Source organism: Paenibacillus sp. p3-SID867, assembly GCF_025142895.1.
Taxonomy (GTDB): domain Bacteria; phylum Bacillota; class Bacilli; order Paenibacillales; family Paenibacillaceae; genus Paenibacillus_AQ.
In genome coordinates this window covers 1-24,773 of sequence record NZ_JAMBDM010000027.1, presented here as the reverse complement: position 1 = coordinate 24,773, position 24,773 = coordinate 1, and the positions used below count along the sequence as shown (strand labels likewise).

The 24,773-nt window shown below is 49.0% G+C and carries 29 protein-coding genes, 1 rRNA gene and 1 riboswitch; of the genes, 3 read left to right on the top strand and 27 right to left on the bottom strand.

From position 1 onward, the window contains the following. Positions 1–102: 102 nt before the first annotated feature. Positions 103–333: an anti-sigma-F factor Fin family protein gene (locus tag M4D81_RS31460; RefSeq protein WP_006207424.1), complete on the bottom strand. Its 231-nt coding sequence runs from the start codon at positions 331–333 to the stop codon at positions 103–105. A 127-nt stretch (positions 334–460) separates the two neighbouring features. Further along, positions 461–1,024 (bottom strand): aminoacyl-tRNA hydrolase, encoded by a 564-nt coding sequence (pth, locus tag M4D81_RS31455; protein ID WP_260069309.1) that lies wholly within the window; start codon positions 1,022–1,024, stop codon positions 461–463. A gap of 107 nt (positions 1,025–1,131) precedes the next feature. Between pth and M4D81_RS31450 the strand changes: the two genes are divergently transcribed. Then, positions 1,132–1,332, top strand: coding sequence for a hypothetical protein (locus M4D81_RS31450; protein WP_071221084.1), 201 nt, complete (start codon positions 1,132–1,134; stop codon positions 1,330–1,332). A 153-nt stretch (positions 1,333–1,485) separates the two neighbouring features. Here the strand turns inward: M4D81_RS31450 and M4D81_RS31445 are convergent, their stop codons facing one another. The 13 genes from M4D81_RS31445 to M4D81_RS31385 all read right to left on the bottom strand — a co-directional run bounded on the left by M4D81_RS31445 (position 1,486) and on the right by M4D81_RS31385 (position 14,107). Further along, a complete protein-coding gene (locus M4D81_RS31445) occupies positions 1,486–2,439 on the bottom strand; it encodes a ribose-phosphate diphosphokinase (RefSeq protein ID WP_006207421.1) in 954 nt (317 codons plus the stop codon). Positions 2,440–2,520: 81 nt separating this feature from the next. Further along, positions 2,521–3,915: a bifunctional UDP-N-acetylglucosamine diphosphorylase/glucosamine-1-phosphate N-acetyltransferase GlmU gene (glmU, locus tag M4D81_RS31440; RefSeq protein WP_260069294.1), complete on the bottom strand. Its 1,395-nt coding sequence runs from the start codon at positions 3,913–3,915 to the stop codon at positions 2,521–2,523. A gap of 110 nt (positions 3,916–4,025) precedes the next feature. Further along, a complete protein-coding gene (spoVG, locus tag M4D81_RS31435; protein WP_006207419.1) occupies positions 4,026–4,310 on the bottom strand; it encodes a septation regulator SpoVG in 285 nt (94 codons plus the stop codon). A gap of 183 nt (positions 4,311–4,493) precedes the next feature. Then, entirely contained in the window at positions 4,494–5,321 is an 828-nt protein-coding gene (purR, locus tag M4D81_RS31430; RefSeq protein WP_071221086.1) for a pur operon repressor, read from the bottom strand. Positions 5,322–5,430: 109 nt separating this feature from the next. Then, complete coding sequence (gene ispE / locus M4D81_RS31425; RefSeq protein WP_260069293.1) at positions 5,431–6,285, bottom strand: 4-(cytidine 5'-diphospho)-2-C-methyl-D-erythritol kinase; 855 nt, start codon at positions 6,283–6,285, stop codon at positions 5,431–5,433. A gap of 178 nt (positions 6,286–6,463) precedes the next feature. Beyond that, positions 6,464–6,646, bottom strand: a complete 183-nt coding sequence (locus M4D81_RS31420) for a small, acid-soluble spore protein, alpha/beta type (RefSeq protein ID WP_009591920.1) — start codon at positions 6,644–6,646, stop codon at positions 6,464–6,466. 234 nt (positions 6,647–6,880) lie between these two features. Beyond that, positions 6,881–7,156, bottom strand: coding sequence for a biofilm formation stimulator Veg (gene veg / locus M4D81_RS31415; protein WP_006207415.1), 276 nt, complete (start codon positions 7,154–7,156; stop codon positions 6,881–6,883). A gap of 287 nt (positions 7,157–7,443) precedes the next feature. After that, on the bottom strand, positions 7,444–8,346 hold the full coding sequence (gene yabG / locus M4D81_RS31410; protein WP_071221088.1) for a sporulation peptidase YabG: 903 nt from the start codon (positions 8,344–8,346) through the stop codon (positions 7,444–7,446). A gap of 112 nt (positions 8,347–8,458) precedes the next feature. After that, entirely contained in the window at positions 8,459–9,343 is an 885-nt protein-coding gene (gene rsmA / locus M4D81_RS31405) for a 16S rRNA (adenine(1518)-N(6)/adenine(1519)-N(6))-dimethyltransferase RsmA (protein WP_260069292.1), read from the bottom strand. Further along, positions 9,340–9,891, bottom strand: a complete 552-nt coding sequence (gene rnmV, locus M4D81_RS31400; RefSeq protein ID WP_098741214.1) for a ribonuclease M5 — start codon at positions 9,889–9,891, stop codon at positions 9,340–9,342. The genes rsmA and rnmV overlap by 4 nt, the downstream gene beginning before the upstream one ends. A gap of 185 nt (positions 9,892–10,076) precedes the next feature. Then, entirely contained in the window at positions 10,077–11,264 is a 1,188-nt protein-coding gene (locus M4D81_RS31395; RefSeq protein ID WP_260069291.1) for a resuscitation-promoting factor, read from the bottom strand. A 271-nt stretch (positions 11,265–11,535) separates the two neighbouring features. Further along, a riboswitch (cyclic di-AMP (ydaO/yuaA leader) is annotated at positions 11,536–11,750 on the bottom strand. A 205-nt stretch (positions 11,751–11,955) separates the two neighbouring features. Further along, positions 11,956–12,720, bottom strand: coding sequence for a TatD family hydrolase (locus M4D81_RS31390; RefSeq protein ID WP_260069290.1), 765 nt, complete (start codon positions 12,718–12,720; stop codon positions 11,956–11,958). A gap of 97 nt (positions 12,721–12,817) precedes the next feature. After that, positions 12,818–14,107, bottom strand: a complete 1,290-nt coding sequence (locus M4D81_RS31385; RefSeq protein ID WP_260069289.1) for an HD domain-containing protein — start codon at positions 14,105–14,107, stop codon at positions 12,818–12,820. Between the two features lie 322 nt (positions 14,108–14,429). On the opposite strand from M4D81_RS31385, the gene M4D81_RS31380 reads away from it, so the two are divergent. After that, complete coding sequence (locus tag M4D81_RS31380; protein WP_047914173.1) at positions 14,430–14,684, top strand: AbrB/MazE/SpoVT family DNA-binding domain-containing protein; 255 nt, start codon at positions 14,430–14,432, stop codon at positions 14,682–14,684. Between the two features lie 261 nt (positions 14,685–14,945). Here the strand turns inward: M4D81_RS31380 and rsmI are convergent, their stop codons facing one another. The 10 genes from rsmI to M4D81_RS31330 all read right to left on the bottom strand — a co-directional run bounded on the left by rsmI (position 14,946) and on the right by M4D81_RS31330 (position 23,034). Beyond that, positions 14,946–15,839: a 16S rRNA (cytidine(1402)-2'-O)-methyltransferase gene (gene rsmI, locus M4D81_RS31375; protein WP_260069288.1), complete on the bottom strand. Its 894-nt coding sequence runs from the start codon at positions 15,837–15,839 to the stop codon at positions 14,946–14,948. Beyond that, positions 15,836–16,603 (bottom strand): tRNA1(Val) (adenine(37)-N6)-methyltransferase, encoded by a 768-nt coding sequence (locus M4D81_RS31370; RefSeq protein WP_260069287.1) that lies wholly within the window; start codon positions 16,601–16,603, stop codon positions 15,836–15,838. Before M4D81_RS31370 ends, rsmI begins: the two co-directional genes overlap by 4 nt. 205 nt (positions 16,604–16,808) lie before the next feature. Further along, positions 16,809–17,177: a DNA replication initiation control protein YabA gene (gene yabA, locus M4D81_RS31365; RefSeq protein ID WP_009591928.1), complete on the bottom strand. Its 369-nt coding sequence runs from the start codon at positions 17,175–17,177 to the stop codon at positions 16,809–16,811. 32 nt (positions 17,178–17,209) lie between these two features. Next, positions 17,210–18,010 carry a PSP1 domain-containing protein gene (locus tag M4D81_RS31360; RefSeq protein ID WP_071221096.1) on the bottom strand — a complete coding sequence of 267 codons (801 nt, stop codon included), beginning with the start codon at positions 18,008–18,010 and terminating at the stop codon, positions 17,210–17,212. A gap of 56 nt (positions 18,011–18,066) precedes the next feature. Next, positions 18,067–19,053: a DNA polymerase III subunit delta' gene (gene holB, locus M4D81_RS31355; RefSeq protein WP_260069286.1), complete on the bottom strand. Its 987-nt coding sequence runs from the start codon at positions 19,051–19,053 to the stop codon at positions 18,067–18,069. 85 nt (positions 19,054–19,138) lie between these two features. After that, the gene (locus M4D81_RS31350) at positions 19,139–19,582 is read right to left on the bottom strand and encodes a YaaR family protein (protein WP_071221098.1); all 444 of its coding nucleotides are present in this window, start codon (positions 19,580–19,582) and stop codon (positions 19,139–19,141) included. A 337-nt stretch (positions 19,583–19,919) separates the two neighbouring features. Next, a complete protein-coding gene (locus M4D81_RS31345) occupies positions 19,920–20,249 on the bottom strand; it encodes a cyclic-di-AMP receptor (RefSeq protein ID WP_006207400.1) in 330 nt (109 codons plus the stop codon). 64 nt (positions 20,250–20,313) lie between these two features. After that, the gene (tmk, locus tag M4D81_RS31340; protein WP_071221099.1) at positions 20,314–20,958 is read right to left on the bottom strand and encodes a dTMP kinase; all 645 of its coding nucleotides are present in this window, start codon (positions 20,956–20,958) and stop codon (positions 20,314–20,316) included. Positions 20,959–21,043: 85 nt separating this feature from the next. Then, a complete protein-coding gene (locus M4D81_RS31335; RefSeq protein ID WP_260069285.1) occupies positions 21,044–22,711 on the bottom strand; it encodes an aminotransferase class I/II-fold pyridoxal phosphate-dependent enzyme in 1,668 nt (555 codons plus the stop codon). 137 nt (positions 22,712–22,848) lie between these two features. Next, positions 22,849–23,034, bottom strand: coding sequence for a sigma factor G inhibitor Gin (locus M4D81_RS31330; RefSeq protein ID WP_260069284.1), 186 nt, complete (start codon positions 23,032–23,034; stop codon positions 22,849–22,851). Positions 23,035–23,265: 231 nt separating this feature from the next. Here M4D81_RS31330 and M4D81_RS31325 point away from each other — a divergent pair, with 231 nt between their 5' ends. Continuing rightward, complete coding sequence (locus M4D81_RS31325; protein WP_071221102.1) at positions 23,266–23,787, top strand: hypothetical protein; 522 nt, start codon at positions 23,266–23,268, stop codon at positions 23,785–23,787. Positions 23,788–23,884: 97 nt separating this feature from the next. Here M4D81_RS31325 and M4D81_RS31320 read toward each other — a convergent pair whose 3' ends face one another. Further along, positions 23,885–24,322: a hypothetical protein gene (locus tag M4D81_RS31320; RefSeq protein WP_071221103.1), complete on the bottom strand. Its 438-nt coding sequence runs from the start codon at positions 24,320–24,322 to the stop codon at positions 23,885–23,887. Between the two features lie 346 nt (positions 24,323–24,668). Next, positions 24,669–24,773 (bottom strand): 5S ribosomal RNA (gene rrf / locus M4D81_RS31315); the annotation flags it as partial.

The window sequence follows — 24,773 nt, the reverse complement described above, 5'->3', positions numbered from 1 at the left end:
AACCGAAAAGAAGCCTTGAGCAAAACTGCCAAGGCTAGAGCAGCGGCAGGACCTGCCGCTGTATGTCTTCTACCAAAAAACGTCCTGTACCTCATTATACTCTCATTGCAGGGGATTTGCCAAAAGGCTTAATTCCGGATGGGCTTCGAGGGCTTCTCTGCAATGATCGCAGGTTACCCTGACCATCACTTCTCCGTTAAAATCATAGGCTATTATATCCTTGCGTTCCTCAGGGGTCAAGGAATCAAATCCGAGACGGGCTTCGGATACGTGATTGGAATCGATGCGGCCCTGAAACGCCCGACAGTGTCTGCAAACATAGGTTATCGCCATCATATGCCTCCTGAAGGTCGTATATACCTTCAGTATGCCCGGAATTCCCTCGTTTAAGACTTCGATTTTCCCGCTGCCTTATGCCCTTGGAATCATCTCTCGGTTACTTCCATCCTATGATGCTTCTCTAGGACTTGTTGAACTTCGCCATCGTCTGCTCAAAGGTATGGTCCAGACTGAATTCCAGCGCGTCACAAGTCTCCTCTACCATGCTCTGCAGCTGTTCGCGTTCCTTCTTCGGAAACGTACCCAGCACATAATCCACAATGGCATAACCCGGCTCAGGCCTCGATATGCCCATTCGGACACGGTTGAAGCTCTGCGTCCCGGTATGCTGGATAATGGATTTAATGCCATTATGTCCTCCGGCACTGCCTTGATATCGCAGGCGGATCTTACCGACGACGGTATCCAAGTCATCATAGACCACAATCATGTCCTCAAGACTCACTTTATAATAATCCATATAAGCACGCACGGCCTCGCCTGAAAGATTCATGAACGTCATCGGTTTGATCAGGACCGTTTTAGTGCCACCAATCGTCCCTTCCGCGATGACCGATTTGCATTTATTCTGATTGAACTTCATGCCGTGTCGCTCTGCCAGAGCATCCAGCGCCATGAACCCAACATTATGGCGTGTCTTCTCATAATTTGAACCGGGGTTGCCCAGTCCGACAATCCATTTCATCACAGGTTGATTCCTTTCACGATTTATACTTTCTTCTTTGCGCATTTCTGAGTACAATATGAACAAAACCTATCGGCGTTATGCCCTCATAAGAAGGTGAATCGGCATTGAAAGCTTTCGAACAGAAATTAACGCACCACAGTCATTTTCAATACCATATGAAGCATGGCATCCCTGTTCAAGTCTATGAACTGGGTTGTCACATCGACGTGGGTCTGATCACTGCAGTCGACGCCTACTTTGTCGAGCTTGAGGGGACGCTATACAACCGGAATACGTTCACTTTCATCTCCAGGCCCGGATATTGATAGCCTGCGCCGCACATATCAGGCCGAAATTATGAAAACGTTTTCTTCCAGACTGTCCACCTGCTCTTGCTATACCCAAGCCGCAAAGTCGCCATAGCCGACAAGGGTTACATCTCCTCATGAGGAGATGTAACCCTGCCTTTACACGGTTTATTATTCTATTTCAAACAATTTACTAATCGACAATTCCTCATGAACCCGGATGATGGCTTCACCCATCAACGGAGCAACCGACAATACCGTCAGCTTGCTGCTCGGGTTCGGATTGGTGATCGGAATGGTGTCTGTTACAACAACTTCCTTCAGCGGGGAGTTTTCCAGGCGCTCATGGGCAGGGCCCGAGAGAACCGGGTGTGTACAGCACGCGTAGACTTCCTTAACGCCGCCTTCCATCAACGCATTGGCACCCAGCACAATCGTACCGGCGGTATCGATAATGTCATCAATCAGAATGGCGGTCTTGCCTTCGATATTCCCGATAATATTCATGACTTCACTGACATTCGGCTCAGGACGGCGTTTATCGATAATCGCCAGCGGCGCATTTAGGAAATCAGCAAGCTTTCTCGCGCGAACGACACCGCCGTGATCCGGAGATACAACGACAGGGTTCTCGATCTGCTTTGAACGGAAATATTGGGCAAGAATCGGCACCCCGAGCAGATGATCCACCGGAATATCGAAAAATCCCTGAATCTGCATCGCATGCAGGTCCATCGTAATGACGCGATGAGCTCCTGCTTTTTCGATCAGATTCGCAACCAGCTTAGCGGTGATCGGATCCCGCGAACGCGCTTTGCGGTCTTGACGGGCATATCCGTAATACGGAATAACCACGTTGATGCTCTTCGCGGATGCCCGCTTGAGCGCATCCACCATAACCAGCAGTTCCATCAGGTTATCATTCACCGGCAAGCAGGTGGACTGCACAATATATACATGGCAGCCCCGCACACTCTCGGAGAGCTTTACTTGAATCTCGCCGTCGCTAAAGCTGGTTGTATGCGATTCCCCCATCGGAATGCCGATATAATCGGCGATTTGATGGGCAAGTTTAGGATTGGAATTACACGTGAATATTTTTAATTTAGAATCAAGATAAGTCATAGAATAAAAACCCTCCGTGCTGGTTCGTTGAATTAGGTATCCGATCACCGCTTCATATCTTGGTAAAGGAAGCAGGGATAATTACGATTTCTTGTTCTTCTTGGCGATGGCGCGTGCCCGGATCTTCTCTGCGTACCCTGGCTTGTTCTCCTGACGCTGTCTGGCGATGGCCAGATCGTTATCCGAAACGGAATGCGTAATGGTAGAGCCTGCAACAACGAATGCGCCCTTGCCCACCTTCACCGGTGCAATCAAATTCACATTACTGCCGATAAATGCATCATCTTCAATTTCGGTAATGGACTTATTATAACCATCATAGTTGACTGTAATCGCACCGCAGCCGATATTAACGTTTTTGCCGACTTTGGCATCACCAACATAACTGAGATGAGATACTTTAGAGCCGTTATCAATCGTGGCGTTCTTCACTTCGACGAAGTCCCCCACCTTTACATCATCCCCCAGCTTGGCGCCTGGACGAAGATAAGCATACGGTCCTACGGAGGTCCGAGAACCGACTTCAGCACTGCTGAGCACCGAATGTTTGACGCTGGCACCATCCGCAATAACGGAATCCTCGATATCGGTATCCGGTCCGATCACGCAATCTTCACCGATCACCGTATTCCCTTTCAGGACGGTGCCGGGATAGAGCACGGTATCTGAACCAATCTTAACATCAGCTCCGATATAGGTTGAAGACGGGTCAATGATCGTAACACCGTTCAACATGTGCGTGCGGTTGATGCGTTCTCTCATGAAGCCTTCGGCTTCCGACAGCGCCAGACGATCGTTGACGCCAATCGATTCCGCGTAATCATCGGTCTGATAAGCAAGCACGGTCTCGCCGGCTTGTTTCAGAATACCGATGCAATCGGTCAGGTAATATTCCTGCTGCGCATTCTGGTTGGTTACATTGTCCAGTGCAGCAAATAGCTTTTTATTGTCAAAACAATAGGTACCGGTATTAATTTCAGTGACGGCGTCCTCTTCCGGACTGCAATCTTTCTGCTCAACAATCCGAAGTGCGCTGCCATCCTCGCCTCGAATGACCCGGCCGTAGCCTTTCGGGTTATCCATATGCGCGGTAAGCACCGTAGCGGCCGCATTGTTGCTCTCATGCAGCTTCAAAAGATTCTCCAGTGTCTCGGACGTCACCAGAGGAGTATCCCCGCAAATGACAATCGTGGAGCCTTCTTCGCCGCCAAGTAATTCCTTGGCTTGCTTCACGGCGTGACCCGTTCCGAGCTGCTGCTCCTGCAGTACATACTCGGCTGCGTCTTGCAGATAGGTGCGAACCGCTTCCGCGCCGTGGCCTACGACCACAACACTGCGTTCACAGTTTACCTGTTGTACGGTTTGCAATACATGTCCGACCATCGGCTTGCCACAAACAGGATGCAGCACTTTATATAGTTTGGATTTCATACGTTTGCCCTGCCCAGCGGCGAGCACAATAGCAAATCTTTTCAAGGGCCATGCCTCCTCCTCTTGAACTCACTACTGAATATATATCATTCTACAAAAAAAGAAAAGAGAGCCACAGGTATGGCTCTCTTTTCCTTGAACCCCAATTGTAAATCTTAAGCGCCTTCTTCAATCACTTCTTCTTCAGTAGCCGCTCGCTCATACTCGGCCAATACAGCCGATTGAATTTTCTCGCGAGTACCGGAAGAAATGGGATGGGCAATGTCGCGGAATTCTCCATCAGGAGTGCGTTTGCTCGGCATTGCAACAAACATTCCATTGTTTCCGTCGATGACGCGAATGTCGTGAACGACAAATTCATTATCGATGGTAATGGATGCGATTGCCTTCATTCTCCCCTCAGAGTTAACACGGCGGAGTCTGACATCCGTAATTTGCATATGTGTTCACCACCTTTTTCCATCAGAGACTTGGTGTATAATTCCACACAGCAAACCAGAAATCCTTCTTTTTTCTAATACAAAATGTCCTAAAAACAGGAATTTTTTTTAGAATGTGATATTTTCGACAGACTTCGGGCTAATTCGAATGAAAACGCTATTATATCGACAAATATCGCAACTCTATTTTTCGAAATAATTACCAGGGTTGACGGTAATTCTCTTCGTTTTGGAGTCCACATCGCTTAAGATGGCCAGTGAAATATAGTCCTCCAGAAGTCTTTCCTCGGTTTCCACCGCTCCCGACTCTACCAGCACACCGACACCTGCGACTTCAGCATTAAATTCACCCAGCAGATCAACCATTCCCTGAATGGTCCCGCCTGCCTTCATAAAATCATCCACGATCAGCACGCGGGAGCGTTCCTTGAGCGCCCGGCGGGATAATGACATGGTATGGATGCTCTTGTGCGAGCCCGACACATAATTGATGCTTACGGCCGACCCTTCGGTCACTTGATGGTCCCGGCGAACTAGTACGACCGGCAGGTTCAGTTGAGCCGCTGTCGCATAGGCCAACGGAATCCCTTTGGTTTCCACGGTCATGACCACATCGATATCCCGGTCGGCGAACGCCGTGGCAATGATCTTGCCCGCCTCGTTCATCAGCGAAGGTTGTCCAAGCAGATCAGACATGTACAAATATCCGCCCGGCAAAATCCGATCCGATTGCTGGAGCTGCTGGCACAGCTCCTCCGCAAACCGTAGGGCATGATCTTTGCGCAGCTTCGGAATGTATCTGACTCCTCCCGCTGCGCCGGCCAGGGTCTGAAGTTCTCCGAGTCCCTCGCTCTCGAACACGTCCTTAATAATCGCCAAATCCTCACTGATGGATGACTTGGCTGCTCCATATCGCTCGGCGAACGTCGTCAGCGGAATCAGCGTATGCGGTTTAGATAGTAAATATTGGGTCATATCGACCAATCGTTCGCTTCGTTTTAATTTTTTCACCTAGGGTTCCTCGCTAAATCCGAATATTATATGTTAAATATAACACCTTTGTACGTATTTATACAACTTTGTTTGAAATTCGACCCCGAATTGTCAAACATAACCGTTTCTAAGTCAGCAGGCGAACGGCATACACTTCCTTGCAGAACCCCCGCAGGCCATTGTAAATCCGGGCTACCTTGGATTCCTTGGAGACCATGCCGAAGACCGTAGGACCGCTTCCGGACATGAGCGCGCCGTCAGCTCCCAATTTCAGCATTCCTTCCTTCAGCTGCTGAACTTCCGGGTGCATCTTCAAGGTAACCTCCTCCAGAACGTTACCCAGCGATTGGCACATCTGCTGGAAGCTGCCTTGCGTAAGCGCCTCTACCATGCGCTCTGCCGATGGATGGCGCTGAATCTGATCGCTGCGCAAACGGCCGTACACTTCCGCCGTCGACACGTTGATCGGCGGCTTCGCCACGATCACCCAGCACTGCGGCGGGTTCGGGATCGGCGTGAGTACCTCGCCGCGCCCTGTCGCCAGTGCGGTGCCGCCCGTTACGCAGAACGGCACATCCGAGCCGAGCTCTGCGCCCAGCGCGAGCAGCTCCTCCTGGGGGATACCCAGTCCCCAGAGGCGGTTCAAGCCGCGCAGCGTTGCCGCTGCATCACTGCTGCCTCCTGCCAGCCCAGCGGCAACGGGAATTTTTTTGTCCAGGTGAATATGTACACCCTGTTTCACGTCGTAGCGCTCTTTAATTAGTCTTGCTGCCTGAAAGGCCAAATTCTTCTCGTCCAGCGGTATGTACCCTGCCTGTGAGGTGATGATGATGGTGTCCCGCTTCTGTTCGGACATTTCGAGCCGATCGGCGAGGTCGATCATCGTCATGGCCATCTCTACCTCATGAAAGCCGTCAGGACGTTTATGAAGTACATCCAGCATCAAATTGATTTTGGCCGGTGCTTTTTCGTATATTTTCAAGAACGTTCACCTATCCTTAGCTTTTCCCATATGCTTGAACTTAACATATTCGAGGAAAAACATCTAATGCCTCTATATTAACAAACTCAGGCTTTGAAGTCATGGGACCGTTTGATGGAGGTAAACAAACAGGGGCTTCCGCTTAACCGGAAGCCCCTGCCGCGTTATGGTCTTTCTCTTACAGATCGGATTTGCGGGCTGCCCGCTCGGCGAGCTCAATCGCCCGTTTTACCATGTTGCCGGCATCCTTGGCCTTAATGCCTCCCCAGCCTTCTTTTTCCACGGTATCGTAGAATCCCAATTCCTTAGCCAATTCGGTCTTCAATTGATCGGACATAATGCTTCGTCTTCTCCTGCTCATCAATCCCGCCTCCTTGGAAAATGTATTGAGTATGGCATGAACAGCATCCGGCGCGATGCAGTGACCTTTTACGATCCCCTGCAAGCTTAACCTCCATCACCGCATATGGAACGGATAAAGAAGGCTTCGCGCAGCCTTAGTATGTGTTCAACTTCCGCTTGTCATTCTCCCCGGTTCGATGGCAACAAAAAACAGCCTCCCTGTAAGTGGAGACTGCTCTCTCATGACATATCGTTATGACTTGATATAGGTGATTCGCATCTCGTTGTCATCACCGGTTACCATGATTTCCACGGTTTCGGTCAGAATATCGGCATAACTGTAGGACACACGTTTAAAAGTTTGCTGGTCTTGATCCAGCTTCACAATGAAAACAGAAGGGTACGTTTCTTCCAAAACACCAGTACGCTCGACGGTCTTCCGACGGCCACCGTTAGCCCGAAGCGTAATTTTTTGCCCTAAATGGGCATCGAGACTGCGTTTGATTTCCAACAGCGCGTTTTTAGCCATTGTCGACGACCACCTCTTTCCTTGTCCATTATACAAAAGATTCAGTCATTTGTCAATTCAAAAACATTAATTATATCAGCATCAAAAATATATTGTCAACGTATTTTTTTTGACCCTGTATTTCTCGTGTGCATTTGCTTTAATATGTGCTAAATTGACAAGCTTTATGTATTTTTTTGACACTTTCTTAAAGAATTGAAACAAAAAATAAAAAACCCCAGCTTGTGGGGTTCTTCTCGAGTCTTTCTTCAACGGCCGATAAGCGTCTTTCAGAACACAGTATGAGCCTAACTGACCGAAGGCGTAACCTTCAATGTGGACAAATCCTGCAGCTTGGGCAGACCGATCCGGTAGCTGCCTCTCGTCTCGATTCCGCCCACGCCCTGGCTGCCGCTGATCGTATGATGAACGACATCATGAATGTTCACGGTATCCCTGACCGACGTATAGGCTGCCTTGGCGGCAACGTAGACGGGATCCAGCGCATGAATGAGGATCCGCCCCGGCGAGCTGGCAAAATTGGCTCCTGCCTGCAGCAGCGCTTCAAAATGCGATTGACACGCCCCGGCCACAATGACCAGGGAATCCAGATTCCGCTCATATTGACGTGCTACCTGAATGGCCGTGACAAAGTTGTGTGAATTCTTATAGCTGTCCAGGCTATATAAATCGTATGGCTGTCGTCTCTTCAGAACTCCATCATGACCTGTAATGACCACGATATCAGGTCTTACCCGCGGAAGAAGACGATATAATGAATCGGCCATCCCCGACTCATTGATATAATGGCCTTCCGCTGGGACCCGAAGCTGATTGTACAAGGTCAAACTCTTCTTCAGGTATTGGGGATCCCCATCCAAATGCAGCACTTTGCCCGGCACGTCAAAATATCCTTTATCCGCAAGCTGACCGCCTTCGATATTGCGCAGGCTGGCCAGTTGACGCTCGCTCTGCTCCTGTCTGTGCTTCTGCAGGCGGTCGAGCGACTCATTGGCTTTGATCTGTGCCTGCTTTGTTCGTTCGCTTAAGGTGGGATGCGGGACCGTGACCAGATCATCAACGGGAGCATCGGCCAGTAACCGGAATTCCGTCCCTTTGATGACGATATTGTTATTTTGCCGCATGCCTTCTACCCGGAACGTTACATCGCCGCCGTAGGATTTACGAACGACCAAGTCTCCCAAGTTCATCACAACATCACCCCTACCCTATGGTATGGGCCACTGTGACTATTGGTTCTTGGAAACATCAATTTATCGCGTCGAGACCCTCCTCGGGTCTATGGGCGCTCTAATGGCTGTATTAGCGAATATCCGCGTTGTACAATATGTTGCTGAGCCGGGCATACTCTTCAATACTAAGGGTCTCACCGCGCCGTGAAGGCTCGATGCCCGCCTCCTGCAGCAGCTGCTCCAGCCGTTCACGGCCTTCTCCCGGAAAGAACCGGCTCTTCAGATTGTTGGCAATCGTCTTCCTCCGCTGTGCGAAAGAGGCCTGGACCACCTCGAAGAAGAAGCTTTCATCTTCTACGTGGACAGGAGGCTGTTCCCGGACCGCCAAGCGAATAACGGCCGAAGCGACATTCGGCTGCGGGATAAACACCGTATGCGGCACAATACAGACCAGCTTAGGCTCACTGTAATATTGAACGGCAATGCTAAGGCTGCCGTAATCCTTGCTTCCCGGTGCGGCCGCCATCCGCTCTGCCACTTCTTTCTGAATCATCACCACGATGTTCTCCAGCGGCAGCTTCTCCTCCAGCAGCTTCATGAGAATCGGCGTCGTCACATAATATGGCAGATTCGCAACCACACTTACCTTCGATACGCCCGCAAAATCCTGACGGAACAGTTCATGAAGATCCACCTTCAGGACATCCCCATGATGCACCTTCACATTCTCATAGGGCTCCAGCACCTCCAGCAGGATGGGAATCAGGCGCTGATCAATTTCGACCGCGGTGACGGTTCCTGCCGTCTGTGCCAGCTTCTCGGTTAACGCACCGATCCCAGGACCGATCTCAAGCGCTCCCTTATCTTCATCCAGTCCTGCAGCCTCCACGATTTTATACAATATATTCTGATCGATGAGAAAGTTTTGACCCAGACTCTTCTTGAAGGAGAATCCATGCCGCGTGATGATCTCCTTCGTCCGTCTTGGTGTTGATATATCCTCGATCCGATTCATTGGCTTACGCCCCCTTCTTCCAGCTGTGCAAGTGCGGCCAGAAATTCTTCCCGCGATATTTGAAACATGGCCAATCGTTTATGGAATTGCTTGCTGTTGCAATATCCGATCCCGAGCAGGTTTCCCATCGTCATACGCCTTGCAGCCGCCTCCGGATGGGCTGATAATCCTGCCTCCAGCATGTCCTCCAGACTGATCAGGCTCTCTCCGCCCTCAAAGGAGGTATGGACCCGCTCCAGCGCACGCCGTATCGCTTCCGGCGAGGCATTCTCTACGCCGATATCCCCTTTGCGGGTAGCATCCGCTTCCGGAATAAAGGCATGCTTGCAGCCAGGGACACCCTGATCCACAATTTTGCGGATCCGCTCCCCTGCATGGTCAGGATCGGTTAATATAATAACGCCTCTGCGCTCCTGAGCAAGCGCTATGCGTTTCAGGATTTGTTTATTGATCGCTGAGCCGCCCGTTTCAATCGTATCCGCTTCTACGGCCCTTTTAATGGCAACGGTATCGTCTCTGCCTTCCACAACAATCACTTCTTTAATCATGCGTTTGTTCTCTTCCTTCCCAAGAAAACAGGCTTGTACAACCTCTAGGTTCTACCATCTTAGCCCTATATACTCCGTTCTTAACAAAACAAAAGAAGAGGAAATATTCCCTCTTCTTCATCATTATATATTATAAGCTAAATAGTATAGCATTAGAATGGTATTGTAAATTGGAATTCATGCGTCTAGTTCAATTCAGGTTTAACCGGACCGATCACGTAAACGGTGCGGCCGCTCTTCCGGCCGAAATTTATGGCCGATTTCAGTGAATCATAATAAACATCGATTTTGTTGCCTTTGATGGCACCGCCCGTATCTTCTGCACGACGGAAGCCAATGCCTTCGATATAGACCCACCAGCCGATCGGGATGATGTTAGGATCAACGGCGATGGTGCGTCCTTCTGTAACGCGTGTGCCGGATGCCGTGCGTGTGCCGATTCCCTGCTGCTCAGCGGAATACGCCGTCATCGACACGTTGTTCAATACCTTGCTGTATTTAAAATCAACGCCTGCCCGAGAAACCACGTTGTTTTCGACAGCCTTGGCGGTCGTTACTTTTTTCGTGCCGGACAATTTAGCCGGTTTAGCCTTTACATCGGTGGCTGCCGCCTGGACGATGACAGGCTTCTCCACTTTTTTCGTGCCAACGGCAATGATTTTATCCTTCGTTCTGCGTTCAATCTCTTGGGAGACCTTCGTCTTGGAAACCAGCTTGCCATTGTGGTAGACCTTCTCATAATGGTTCACCATGAGACCAGGCTCGCCCCGCTGAATAACGCGGTTATCCCCTCTCTCAAGCGATGGGTCGGCTGTTTTGATCACGCGAAAATTGCGATCCTCCGTCTCCTTAACTTTTTGTTTCGTGACGCGAACGACATCGATAATCATATTGCTGGTCAGCTTCGTGTTCTGTGCCGGTTGTACTATATCTTCACCCTGGATCGTAATACCAGCCTCTTTAAGTACATGATCAACCGTATCCTGGGATGTAAATATGGTTTTGGTTGTGCTGCCTACTGTAACTTTGACTGGAATTGCCCGGTCAATGATGATCCGGTCTCCATCCTGGATCGCGCCGTTTAAAGGCATCGAAATCTGATCCTGGGGACTCAACGTGATCGCTTGCTCATCCAGCAATTCCTGCAGCAATGATCCACGTGTTTCTACTGTGGTGACACGACCATCGACGACAAGCTGAACCTCCTTGCCTGCCTGATCATGTACGACCAACGATATGAGAAGTGATACCGTAACGGCACCCATGGCACCGAGCAACATCAGTTGACGCAAATTGTCATGCTTCCATCTCAATGCGTAAGACATGCTGGATGATTGTGATTCATGGGTTTCTTCAGGTTGAAAAATGCCCACTATTCCATCCTCCTTCATAGTCCCGCCGTCTAGGTAAACGCATGAATGCATTTGACGTGACTATAGCAATTTTTCTCACAAGGCGCCCTGCTATCTATCTACACCCTGCGTCAATTCCCGTCTTTCCGTCCATGTACCACCACCCCTTGTTTACCAAGAGTATGATGATCCCCTCTCCATTATTCAAAAATAAAAGAAAGCCATTGAAAGAGTACTAGAGGCTCTAACGTGGCTTCCTGATGATTAGAATCATGGAAATGGTATGCACGAGAATTCCCCTCTTATTTCGCTTACGGAGTTAGCTGTCGGGTTCGGACGTAAGAGAGACGCCCTAGATCCGGATACCCGCTCATGGCGAGATCCTTCAAATTCACCCCAAAGACCCGAAAAAGAAATCAAATACAGCTGCGCGCATTCAGACCAGTATGCACGGCGGTATCGGTTCCCCCGTTCCCCAGAATTTCGGAGATTAAGCGAGACGGTTCATGAAATATTCGGCCGCGATCTGCACATCGCAGCTTCTTATCACTGAAAAGATGATATCCTGTTTGTATGCAGGTTGTAAAGCAACATTCAACCACATTTTCTCATGTAAAAGGTTAAAATATTGTAATATCAACGCCTTTTCTGATTAAAAAACTTTAATTAATCGAAAATGCTCCCTTTTTCATTGCTTTTGCTCTCGTTTTCGTTAAATACCAAATCGTTCCAGCGCATTTTGGGTGGTAATTTGGGCCAATTCCTCATAGGACAACCCTCTAATTTCGGCTGCCGCCTCCGCCACCAATTTTACATAAGCAGTCTCATTTCGTTTCCCGCGGAAGGGATGAGGTGTTAGGTAAGGGGAGTCCGTTTCGATCAATAATCGGTCAAGCGGAACCTGCGCCAAAACCTCTTTGGGCTGCTTTGCATTTTTGAAGGTAATCGGCCCGCCAAACGAAATATGGAATCCCATATCGAGACATATTTTGGCCGTTTCCCAGCTTCCGGAGAAGGAATGCATGACACCGCCCACCTCGGAGGCTTTTTCCTCGCGCAAAATTCTCACGATATCTTCATGCGCATCCCGATTATGAATGACAATCGGCATGTTCAATTCCCGGGCCAGTCCGATCTGGCGCCGAAGCACTCGGTGCTGAACTTCTTTCGGAGACGTATCCCAATAATAGTCCAAACCGATCTCTCCTATAGCCACCACTTTCTCGTGACTGCACAAAGAGGCGATCCAATCCAGGTCATGATCCTCCATGGTAATGGCGTCTACAGGATGCCAGCCTACCGCTGCATATATAAAATCATAAGTTTCTGCCAGCTTCATCGTAGTCGGAATCGTCTCCCGGTTAAATCCAATATTGATCATCCGGGTCACGCCGGCTTCGAGCGCCCGCTGGATTGCCTCTTCCCGGTCTTCGTCGAATTGGGGAGCATCCATATGAGTGTGCGTGTCGAACAACATAAAATCCACACTCTCCTTCCTGTCGTTTCTGTGTCGTATATCTTCCATTAGCTGGGTAAATTGCAAATAAACCCAACGTTTCTGTATTCCACCTAGGTTAATGTTGTTGTTTGAAAACACTGGCTATCTTCTCCGGCATTTGAGCCAGTAGCGGACTTACCTTCTCCTCCGGATAATAAAGATGGTACCGTCCTTTATGAATGCCGCTGATCGAGCGTACAATATCGGATACCTCCGAGATTTCCTTCAGCTCATCATGCCGATCCAGAAGCAGGATTTGCTTCTCGTTAAGCGGCATATCGGAATGAACCTTATCATAAGGAAGATCCGTTGGAAAATCAATCTCCAGGTCATATTCCGGATGCAATCCCACGGCACTGAATGCGTGGCGTATCCCGTCGATGGTCTCCAGATCGATGTTGTCGATTTCTACATATTTGTAGAGCTTTCGGTGCATGAAACGGCCGCATAATTCGCTAAGAAGAGGATCTTCCTCCTCCGTCCATTGCAGAAAGGCCGTTTGGATCAGAGCTTCATCAAGGCGCAGATATTGATTCACCCCGATATCCCCCGAAAACAACGCAGGAAGCGGTTCGATCATGAACCGGAAACCATATCCACGGTCATGCAGTTCCTTGGCCCGGCGGAAGATTTGGCGCAGGATGATTTCGGAGCTTCGGGTGACGGGATGAAAATACACCTGCCAGTACATCTGATACCTTGACATCAGGTAATCCTCTACGGCATGCATACCCGATTCCTTCACGACGACCCGATCCCGATACGGCCGCAGCATCCGCAAGATCCGGTCAATATCAATCGTTCCGTAATTGACTCCCGTATAATAGGCGTCCCTTAACAAATAATCCATCCGGTCTGCATCCAGCGGACTAGTGACCAGGTTTATCACAATCGGCTTGTCGTAGGTTTTGTTAATAACCGAAGCCACTTTCTCGGGGAAATCCGCTCCAAGCTCCCGGAGTACCTGATTGACGCAAGTATCTCCAAGCAGGATCCGGCATGTCCAATCCTCGTGATTCATATGAAAAGCTTCTTCTATAGAATGAGAAAAGGGCCCATGCCCCAAATCATGCAGCAGGGCCGCGCAGAGGGCAACTTGCCTTTCCTCGGCAGGCCAATCGGAGTACCCTCTCCGTTCGAATTGAGAGATGATTCTTCTCGTAATTTCATAGACTCCCAGTGAATGGGAGAATCGGCTGTGTTCGGCCCCGTGAAAGGTCAGAAATGAAGTCCCAAGCTGTCTCACCCGGCGGAGCCGCTGGAATTCCGGGGTATCGATTAATCGCCATATGATATCGTCTTGCACATGAATATAATTATGGACGGGATCCTTAAACACTTTTTCTTCCGAAATTGGTGAATGCATTCCATCTCAACTCCTTATCGTTTTGATTTGGGTTTTGCCGACAAACACTTCTTTTGACATCTAATGTCGAACGATGTCGAATAAGATAAAATTACGCTTTCCAAATCGACAAATAGAAAATCGCAGCAAAAATTGGTTCGATTATGGTAATTACGTTGCTATACAAGGGTTTTGTTCACTATACTTTCGTAAATAGGTTCCGATTTTTCAAAAATATAGGTTGACTGTTTTGGGAATCGTTGGTACTATAAATAACATAAAAACTAGAACTATGTCGAATTATGACTTTTTTAAATTATGGCGAGAGGGGCATTTATAAGTTATGATGAAATCAACAGGAATTGTAAGGAAAGTCGATGAGCTTGGACGGGTCGTCATTCCAATTGAGTTACGCCGTACGCTCGGAATTGGTGAGAAAGATGCATTGGAGATTTATGTAGACGGCGAACGCATCATGCTTAAGAAATATGAGCCTGCCTGCATCTTCTGTGGTAACGCTGAGAATGTCACTTACTTCAAAGGTAAAATTGTTTGCCATGAATGTATCTCGGAAATCCCTGCACCTGTGACAAATTAAGATTTTTAGTATATAATAGCATTATTACATTTTGTTAATTCTAACCTTTTTCATATCTCCTTGGTGCCTTCCTCGGCTATGAACCCGGCCGCAGGAGGGTCTTTTTTTTTGATACTAAAGAATTTATAAGCTTTCAGCGAATTCTATAAACACATTTGTTTATATGTATCGGGGTCCCCGTAAAGGATTTGATTAAATATCGAAGCATAGGCCCCACTTTGTGGGGCTATTTGTTGTCCCCCCGCGCCAAATTACGCAAGATCACGACTCCGTCAGGAGTGCGTTATAAATATCCCGCTTCGATACACCGCGATCACTCGCGGTTTTTTTCATGGCATCCTTGCGGCTTAATCCTTCCCGCTCATAATGTTCCACATGCTCCTGGAGCGAAAACTCCTGCCACCAGGCATTTTTCTCTTTAAGCTCCTCTTCTGCACTGCCGGCCTCAACCACCAAACAATATTCTCCCAGCGGCGGATGCTCCGTGAGCCAGTCCAGACATTCGGAGATGCTTCCGCGCAAGAATTCCTCGTAGCGCTTGGTCAGTTCGCGAGCCAAGGCCACCTTCCGATTTCCCAGTACCTCCAGCAAGATCTCCAGGGTCTTTTTCACGCGATGCGGAGATTCATAAAATAATAACGTTCCCTGCGCCGATTGCAAAGCTTGCAGCTGCTGGACGATATCTTTGCGCTCCCGCGGCAAAAAGCCGATAAACGTAAACCGTTCGGTCGGCAAACCCGAAACGATTAGAGCGGAAAGAGCGGCATTGGCCCCCGGGATCGGAATGATCGAAATGCCCGCTTCAATCGCAAGTGAAACCAGATCACTGCCAGGGTCCGAAATCGCCGGCAGACCGGCATCGCTGACGAGTGCCACATTTTTTCCTTCTATTATATAACGTATGATTTCAGGCCCGCTGGCCGCCTTATTATGTTCGTGATAACTAAACAGCGGTTTAGCCGGAATTTCGAAATGGGTCAGCAGCTTGCGTGACTGCCTCGTATCCTCTGCCGCGATAATATCGCACTCCTGAAGGATGCGCACGGCGCGATAGGTCATATCCTCCAAATTACCGATCGGCGTTGCCACCAAATACAGAGAACCCGGGCTTCCCTCTCCCTGGTCGGCATAACTTTGCTGTACAAGATTTCTCATTCGTTCGTCTCATCCTTATGTGTTCCGTAGTAAATTTTCATAAAATCCGGTCCGTAGTGTCCTTGCTCATCATACACAATCAGCGGGGGTCTCAGCCGAACCTCAGGCTTCCCGTCCCGAATCCCCTCGATAAGCACCATGTTCGCTTCCATATTCACGCGCGGATGGACAAAGCGGATGACTTTGGGCTCAATCCGGTATTTGCTCATCAGGGTAATAATTTCTGCCAGCCGCAAGGGCTTGTGGACCATGCTCATCTTCCCGCCTTGGCGAAGCAGTCTTGCACAGGATTCAATTACTTCCTCAAGCGTACAGTGAATTTCATGCCTGGCAATTGCCTGGTGCTCATTCAGCTTCAAGTCGCTGCCATTCATCGGCATATAAGGCGGGTTGACCGTAATCAGGTCGTACGCTCCATACCCTTTTTCCTTGTACAGTTCCCGCAGATCTCCCTCATGAATCGTGATCTGATCCTGCAGATCATTCATCTCGACGCTCCGTCTGGCCATGTCTGCAAGTCTGGGCTGAATCTCAATCCCCTCGATCGGCGCTCCTGTACGTGTTGACAGCAGGATCGGAACAACTCCGTTTCCTGTGCACATATCCAAAATACGGCCCCTGCGCGGAATGCTGGCAAACCTGGCGAGCAGGACGGCGTCCATGGAAAAGCTGAATACCTCCTCACTCTGGATGATGCCAAGCTCATGGGTAAGCAGATCATCAATCCGCTCGGATGGTTGCAATAACACTTCTTTCAATTTCATAGTTTCAACCCTTTATCTCCATAATTCCAAACACGCTCTTCTGGTGTATCGGCTCTCTACATAGTACCTGATAAAATGAAATACATAAAAGGCTGCTCTTCACGTTGCATGACAAGCAGCCGTATGGTATTTTTTCAATCGCGATCCTTACAGTATAACCTTTCCATTCTAGAAAAAAACCGTAGGCAGTTTCTCCTACGGCTTCTTATTTATTCAAAAAAGATAAGCAGAACAGGCAATCCCCTTCCGTCCGCAGATGTCCGTAATAGACATTGCAGATGTGGAAGCCTTCATGATACAGCCGAGCCAGGTTATCATATCCCTCGCCGACCACATCTTCATGTTCCTCGTCCTTCACATGAGGCTGAGGTTGTAAAGCCACTGGGTTTTCCAATTCTGCCGGATTGACTTCCCGCTTTAATATTTTCCGGAGCTGTTCATTTTCAAGACTGAGGCGATGGTTCTCTTCCAGCAGTTCCTTGATGACCAGCTTAAGTCCACCCAGTTCACTGTGTATATGTCCCATCTGTGTTTCCAACTCTTGAATGAGCACAAAAATGTTTTTCTTCTCCAAGTCTACACCCCGAAAATAAACATTCTATTGGACTATTTGATGACAACGTCATCCATTGGAAGTTCCTTAACCTTACCAATTTCAAACAGCTGAACATGAACCGTCCGCTTATCCGCATTCAGTCCGACTACTTTGCCTTCTCCAAGCGAAGTAACGACCATTTTCCCAGCGGATGGAAGCTCTTCTTTCACGCTTTCATAATTATCATGCTCAAACTTCAGGCAGCACATCAATCTTCCACATAGCCCGGAAATTTTAGTCGGATTGAGCGATAGGCTTTGATCCTTTGCCATCTTGATCGATACCGGCTCAAAATCACCAAGCCATGAGGAACAGCACAGTACGCGTCCGCAAGGTCCAAGACCGCCGAGCATTTTCGCTTCATCGCGAACTCCAATCTGGCGAAGTTCGATTCTTGTACGGAATATACTGGCCAGATCCTTGACCAGCTCACGGAAATCCACACGGCCTTCCGCCGTGAAGTAGAAAATGATTTTGTTGCGGTCAAAGGTAAATTCCACATCGACCAGCTTCATTTTCAGTTCGTGATCCCGAATTTTATTTAAACAGGTGGTGAATGCATCCTTAGCCGCTTGTTTGTTCTCTTCAACCACACGGGCATCAGAATCACCAGCGATCCGAATGACCTTCTTGAGCGGAAGGACAACGTCTGATTCACCGACCTCCTTCTTTCCTATCACAACTTGACCATACTCAATACCTCTCGCGGTTTCCACAATGACGGATTGTTCCTTCTCCACGGGCAGGTCGAGCGGATCAAAGTAATATATTTTGCCCGCCTTCTTGAAGCGGACACCTACTACACTGTACAAAAATAAACCCCCTTGTGCCTGTACATAATGGCCATTCTGCGGGCCTGGGGGTCTTCTCACGCCGGAGTGTTACCGCCCAAACCCATCAATAACTGCTCTAAACTGAGCTGTCCATTGACATTATAGCGTAACTTCTTCTGACACTCTGCGGCCAAATCCATGTATGACACCCACTGTGCTGTGCTGCGGGCTGATGCATGACCAGAGATATACTCTGCCTGATCTATGAAAACGAGAGACTCTTTCCTTCCATACTGGACATGGATCATGTCCTTAAACCATAAATGAAACATACTGAACAATAGGTCCAGATGATCTGAGAGTTCGGTTTTGAACACTTTTTGACTCGCTGTGATGATCGCTGAGCCGCTGCGGTTCAAAGACTCCTTCCCTAATTGTAACACTACGTTTCTAATTTCTGCAAACCAATTCTCACTCAATATTTTCCTGCACTCATCAAGACCTGATGAAAGGTGAACAGCGCAGCGTACAAGTGCGGCAGGATAACCTTCCCCTACAAGAACCTTCTCCATCATCTGCGGATCTAAAGCCCGGAATGGAACCTGCTGGGATCTCGATTGAATGGTGGGCAGAAGAGCCTGTCCGTTCTCGGCAATCAGAATCGCTACGGCCGGCGCTTGGGGTTCCTCCAGAAATTTCAGCAGGCTGTTGGCTGCCTGTGTGGTCATCTTCTCCGCCCGGTCAATGATATAAACCTTAGGATTGCGATTCTCCGATCGATAGGAGAATATACGCTGAAGATCGCGAATCTGATCGATCTTAATGCTGGCTCCATCCGGCTCAACCAATGTAAGATCGGGATGGTTGCCATGTTCTACCTTGCGGCATTCCAAACATTGACCGCAGGCATCGTCTTCAAGTTCCGTACAAAACAAAGCCTTGGCAAACGTAAGCGCCGTCTGCATCTGTCCGGCACCATGAGGGCCGCTAAACAGATAGGCATGACTGACCGCATTACGGCGCAAGGCATTTTGCAGCAATTGCTTCGCAGTCTCTTGACCTACGATATCATTAAAAGACATAAGTCCTCACTTTCTATCAATCCTTCATGATCCTCCTCCATGTGGGGCAATCATGAATTACGATACGCTTCCTTGCTTTTTGCAGCTAGAATACAAGATTGATCAGCATGCCCCGAATTTCACCAACTCGGTTCAGCAGATCAATTCTCCCCTGCTCCGTATCCAGCAGTTCATCCGCCATGGCGAGCAGCGCAGAATCGACTTCATCGATTACATTATAACGCTTTCCGCGTCCCCGGCGGTCCCAGCCGCGCGTTTCCTTCATTTTTACACCGCGACGTACTGTTTCCTCCAGGAATCGGCGAACCATCAATTTATACGCTTTGAGCTCTCGAACGGTCATCGCCTTAGCCAATCGATCTCCTTGCATTGCAATTTCACGCATTTGACGACTCAGCTCTTCATGGGTCGCACGTTCTCCCTGCTGCTGCATCATATCCGAGAACGATCGCTTCTGAATCGGTCTGGCGTTGCCATCCGGCACCGTGAGTTCACTTTTCATGGGCCGAAAGCCCGGATTGATCTTCACCTGAATCCACCGCCTATTGCGTTATTTCTTGCATCTAATAAAACGGAGGCATCCGGTACGTTCATATCGAACAAACCTGTGCCTCACGTGAACGTACCTTGAAATGGATTGCTTGTCAAGCGATTTACTGACAATTATCGATAAATTGGACGATTATCCGGAATTCAATGAAATCATCCATCTATTAAGATCATCTCCCGAGTGCGGCGATCTACGGTAACTATTTTTATTATGATACAGAAGTGGTTCAGAAGACTTTGGTGACAGGAGAACACAGCCGTCAAATATCCCAATAAAAACATCCGTTACGTATCTATCACAGATCCAGAAAATGAATTTAGAAATGCTCGAATCGTTCTACAGGGAGAACAAACACGGTTGCGCCACCAACCTGCACTTCGACCGGAAGCGGCAAGTAGGAATCGGTTGTACCACTCATAGGGGTTACCGGGGTGACCAGCTGTTCACGAACTTTACAGCTTGTGCGAATGACACTGAGCACACTTTCAACCTGTGAATCGTCTACCCCGATCATAAAGGTGGTGTTGCCCGCCTTCAGGAAGCCGCCTGTACTTGCAAGCTTTGTTGCCCGAAAATTAGCTTTGACCAATGCGGCGGAGAGACGGTTGCTATCTTTATCCTGGACAATCGCAACTATCAATTTCATGGTAAACCCTCCTTGTTTATTTGGACATCGCATGTCCTTAACAGTACTTATTTGACAAACAACCTCAAAAATCCTTTAATATCGCGTCTTCCAAGTGACGAATCATTTCTCTTTCCACCTGAGTCGGCGTTTTGGAAGCATCCACAATGCGAATTCGATCCTGATTACGCTCTGCTACCAATAGATAGCCTTCCCTAACTTTCTCGTGAAATGCCATGGTCTCCATATCCAGCCGATTCAATTCCCGTTCTGCATTTGCCGTAATCCGGGACATGCCAATCTTCGGCTCAACATCAAACAACAGCGTTAGATCCGGCATACGGGTATCAATCGCAAATTGATTGATGTTCCATACCTCCTCCATGCCCAGTCCGCGTGCATATCCCTGATAAACCAGACTGCTGTCCACGAACCGGTCACACAGTACCGTCAAGCCCTGGCTCAAAGCCGGCTCCACCTTCTCCACAAGATGCTGGCGGCGGGCTGCCGCATACAACAATGCTTCGGTGCGTGCATCCATCGCGGTATGCTCCGGATCGAGAATAATGGAGCGGATCTTCTCCGCAATCTCAATGCCGCCGGGCTCACGTGTAATCAGATACGGAATCGAATGGTTCTGCATAAAGGCAGCGAGTCTGCCCATCATGGTTGTTTTTCCGGATCCGTCTCCTCCTTCGATGGTAATAAATAGTGGTCTGCGATTATTCATAGCGTATCCTGCTTTCATCATTTGTTGATCGAGGAGCTCTAAGTTATACACTCCGGTATACCAGCGTAGAGTGGAGTTCCTTCCTTCACGTTTCCTTATAAACGACAATGGTTTGCAGCGTTGGATCTGATATCCCCTGGCATTTCGCCCCTGCATGCCTTAATGCCAGGAGCCTCTGTTCCATTTCCGCTGTGATGTCTTCGCCTGGGTATAAGATCGGTATGCCTGGCGGGTAGGGAATAACCATCTCCGCCGCCTTTCGCCCAGCGCTCTTCGCTAACGGCACCGATTCCAACCTTTCCCTGTCAATCGGCTTGAGTGTGAAGAGAATTGGGGCCGAATAAGGAATCTCCGCGGACAAATTGTTCCACGTGGAAACATCGGACACTAGTCTGGATTCATTTAACAATTTAGCATCGTCACCGAAATGATTGGAATCCATATTCTCGTGGGTCACTCGCGGCTCATAGCTCATGAAATCCCCCTGATCCCGCAATGTCCGGATCAGTAATTCCGTGCTCTCTGCCGTAGCGCCTGGTCCGGTTCCGATCCCTTCTGTCTTCTCCCCCTGCTCTACAATATGCACAAGAGCCCATAAGACGTGATTCGCGTCTTCCCGAGTCGATGCCAGCGTAAACAATAAGACGACGCGCAACTCGTCGCTCATCTCCGGCACACAGCCGCGCGCCTCTAGTGCGCGCTGGAGTGCATACCCGCTCAGGGACCCGGTGCGGTCATAAATGACCGCCTTGAACGGGTCCTGGCGGGTATACGCCGCAGCGGCCGTGCCCGCGGCGTGCCCCCCGGGCTGCGGCGGCTGCAGCAGCCCGAAGCGCGGCAGCTTCGCGAGGCCGCGCCGGAAGGTCTCCACGGCGGCCAGGCCAGCCGTGAAGGCGCCTGCGCCCTGCGTGTGCAGCAGGCGCCGCGCCAGATCCAGCGAAGCCATGAGCGGGTACGAGGGGCTGGAGCTCTGCACCATGGCCAGCCGCTGACGCAGCAGGCTTCGGTCCAGCAGCCCGCCCTGTACATGCAGCATGGCTCCCATCGTCATAGCGGCTAACATCTTGTGTGTCGATTGAACCACACCATCCGCTCCGCATGACAAAGCGTTCATCGGCAGCTGGGGGTGCTGTCCGTAATGAGCTCCATGCGCTTCGTCCACCAGGAGCGGAATGTCGCGCTTATGGCACGCTTCCGCGAGCGGCCTTAAGTCGCTCCCCATCCCGTAGTAGTTCGGCATCGTGACGATCGCCCCTCGTGCCTCAGGATAGGCCTCAAGAGCCGCTGACAGCGTAGCCGCAGATGGAGCAATGGCTAATCCGCTTGGCTTGTCCATCTCTGGCTGAAGAAACACCGCCCTTGCACCCGCCAACAACAATCCGTTCAACACAGACTTGTGTACGTTCCGCTGTACAAGCATGATATCGCCCGGTTCACGGCAAACCGTCAGGATTAGCGCCAAATTGCCGGCTGTACTTCCCCCTACCAGGAAGAAGCTTTCCTCTGCACCAAAACAATCTGCGGCCAGCTCCTGTGCTTCCTGAATAACGCCTTCCGGATGAAATAAATCATCGGTTCCGCTAATTTCCGTCACGTCAATGCGCATGGCCTCTTGCAGCATCTCCGCAGCGTTACCTTCTTCTGCATATGCCCTGCCATTTTTATGACCAGGTACATGAAAAGATGAAGCCCCACGTTCTCGATACCATATTAAAGCTTCTGCAAGTGGGGCACGCTCTCTATGTGTAGTCATCGACATATCCCTTCGGATTACATTCTCTAACCTATTTTAACGCAATTTGAAACCTACGCCTACGTCTCCATCACGGAAATTCCCTCTAAACAAAAAAAGGCCTTTCATTCAGGCCCATTTGACGCGTGTACCCGCATCTATGCATTTTTCGGCATGGCAATCTGTTTTAATTGACGAATGAAAAAATGATATTTGGCATCTTCCGCATTGGTATGAACGATTTCGGATTCACATTCCTCGCACACGAATTGCGAGACAATGGTGATTCCCTCTGTCTTCGTCTGATTGCATATGATACACACGTGTTCGGTCAATTCTTCCATAACCATCCCACCTTGATCCTTTTCCTATTAGTATGACACAGTTTCTATTATTTTAAACCTTTTCATAGGATATCGGTCTACGCTTTATGTATATGTACCCCTTGGTGGCCTTGTGTCTGTACCTTTTTTTCAGCTTAATAAAAATATGATTTTGTCCGATAAAGACATAAAAGACTTAATCTTCTCGTCTATCGAAATTCACTTCTACTTAAAGGGGGACGGCATAGCCCAATGGCAGATCCACACGGTCAAGCCACCTTTTATCACTATCGATTAATTAAGAAAATCCAAATTTCCAAAAGCTTGCTCATCCTCTACTTAAGTTTGCCTTGGCTAGCAGCGGCAGCAGGGACATTTTGGGTGTCACCGTATTTCCTGCTCTATCTGCTAATCGCCTTTCCGCTTATGTTATGGATCCAGTATGTCGTCGGACATACCGTGCTCGTCCTATTGGGAGCAAGCTACCGTAAACGTTGGCGCTTCCGTCTGAGGTTGCCTTGGCTTGGTTATATTCCGGATCAACACGTCAGCCGTCGCGTATTTAATTTAGTGCAGTTCTATACCTGTTGGGTGGGGATTGTCTTAAGCGCTATCATGGCCTTCTGGTCTCCGTTGCCTTTTGCCATTACGCTTCTGTTCTGGCATCTTTGGCTCCTTCTCCCGCGCGGTTATACGATGCTGCGTCTGAGCGGCCAGCGTAAAGATGGCATGTTGAAAATGAATGAACAGGACATCTCCTACTACCTGCAATAATGTTGAAGTTTCTGCATCCATCACTACATAGCGCTATAAACCCTATTTCCGTTTCAAAATTAAATAAAGACCTCATTCCGAAGTCGGAACGAGGTCTTTATTCATTTGCTTTATTGCTTTCCAATCCTTGTATGGCTTGTTTTTTAAGCTGTGCCGGAACCGTGATTATAAGAAAATCGTCATGCACCGATAGGTGGACGATACTTTTACCTTTTTCAAATACTAACGAAGAACCGTTATCTTCAACTTCCTTCTGCTTCCATCCCCACGACTCAATCTCTTCCAGGTAGGCTTCAGGAATGCTATCGTCTCCCTTTAAGCCCGGAAGCGCATACCGTACATAATCCAAGTCACTATTGCCTGTGGTTTGCTCCGTTTTATTCGCTTCCTTCGGAACCGGGAATGACTTCACATTCGCCGCGCCGTCAAAGGTTTCCCAGCTTGGTTTTGTGGATGCCCCACATCCGGATCCGATCAACACGATCGTAACCGCACAGATCATCCCTGCCACATGCAGACCACGTTTACACAACATGTAATTGTCCTCCTTCCCCCACAATAACCGGTCTCCAGATGAGTATTCATAGTTGGTTGGTTAATGGAGAACCTTCCAATCAGGCCTTATTTCCTACAGCCTGCGCATATCGGTAAACACATTACCGATTATACCTAATTCTATTATACTGATTTTTGGCATGGTATCGGTAACAAAATCTTCATCTGTTTACGTCAATTTTAGGATCATGTTATATAACAGAGAAGCTGCTGACATCACGCTGCAGCATATATCATTAGTCGGACAATCTCTAAGTCTGCACTTCATCAAAACTTCGATGAAAACAAATAAAAACCACCATCGATTACATCGACAGTGGTTTTTCGCTTGGCGACGTCCTACTCTCCCGGGACCCTTCGGTCCAAGTACCATCGGCGCTGGAAGGCTTAACGGTCGTGTTCGGTATGGGTACGCGTGGAACCCTTCCGCC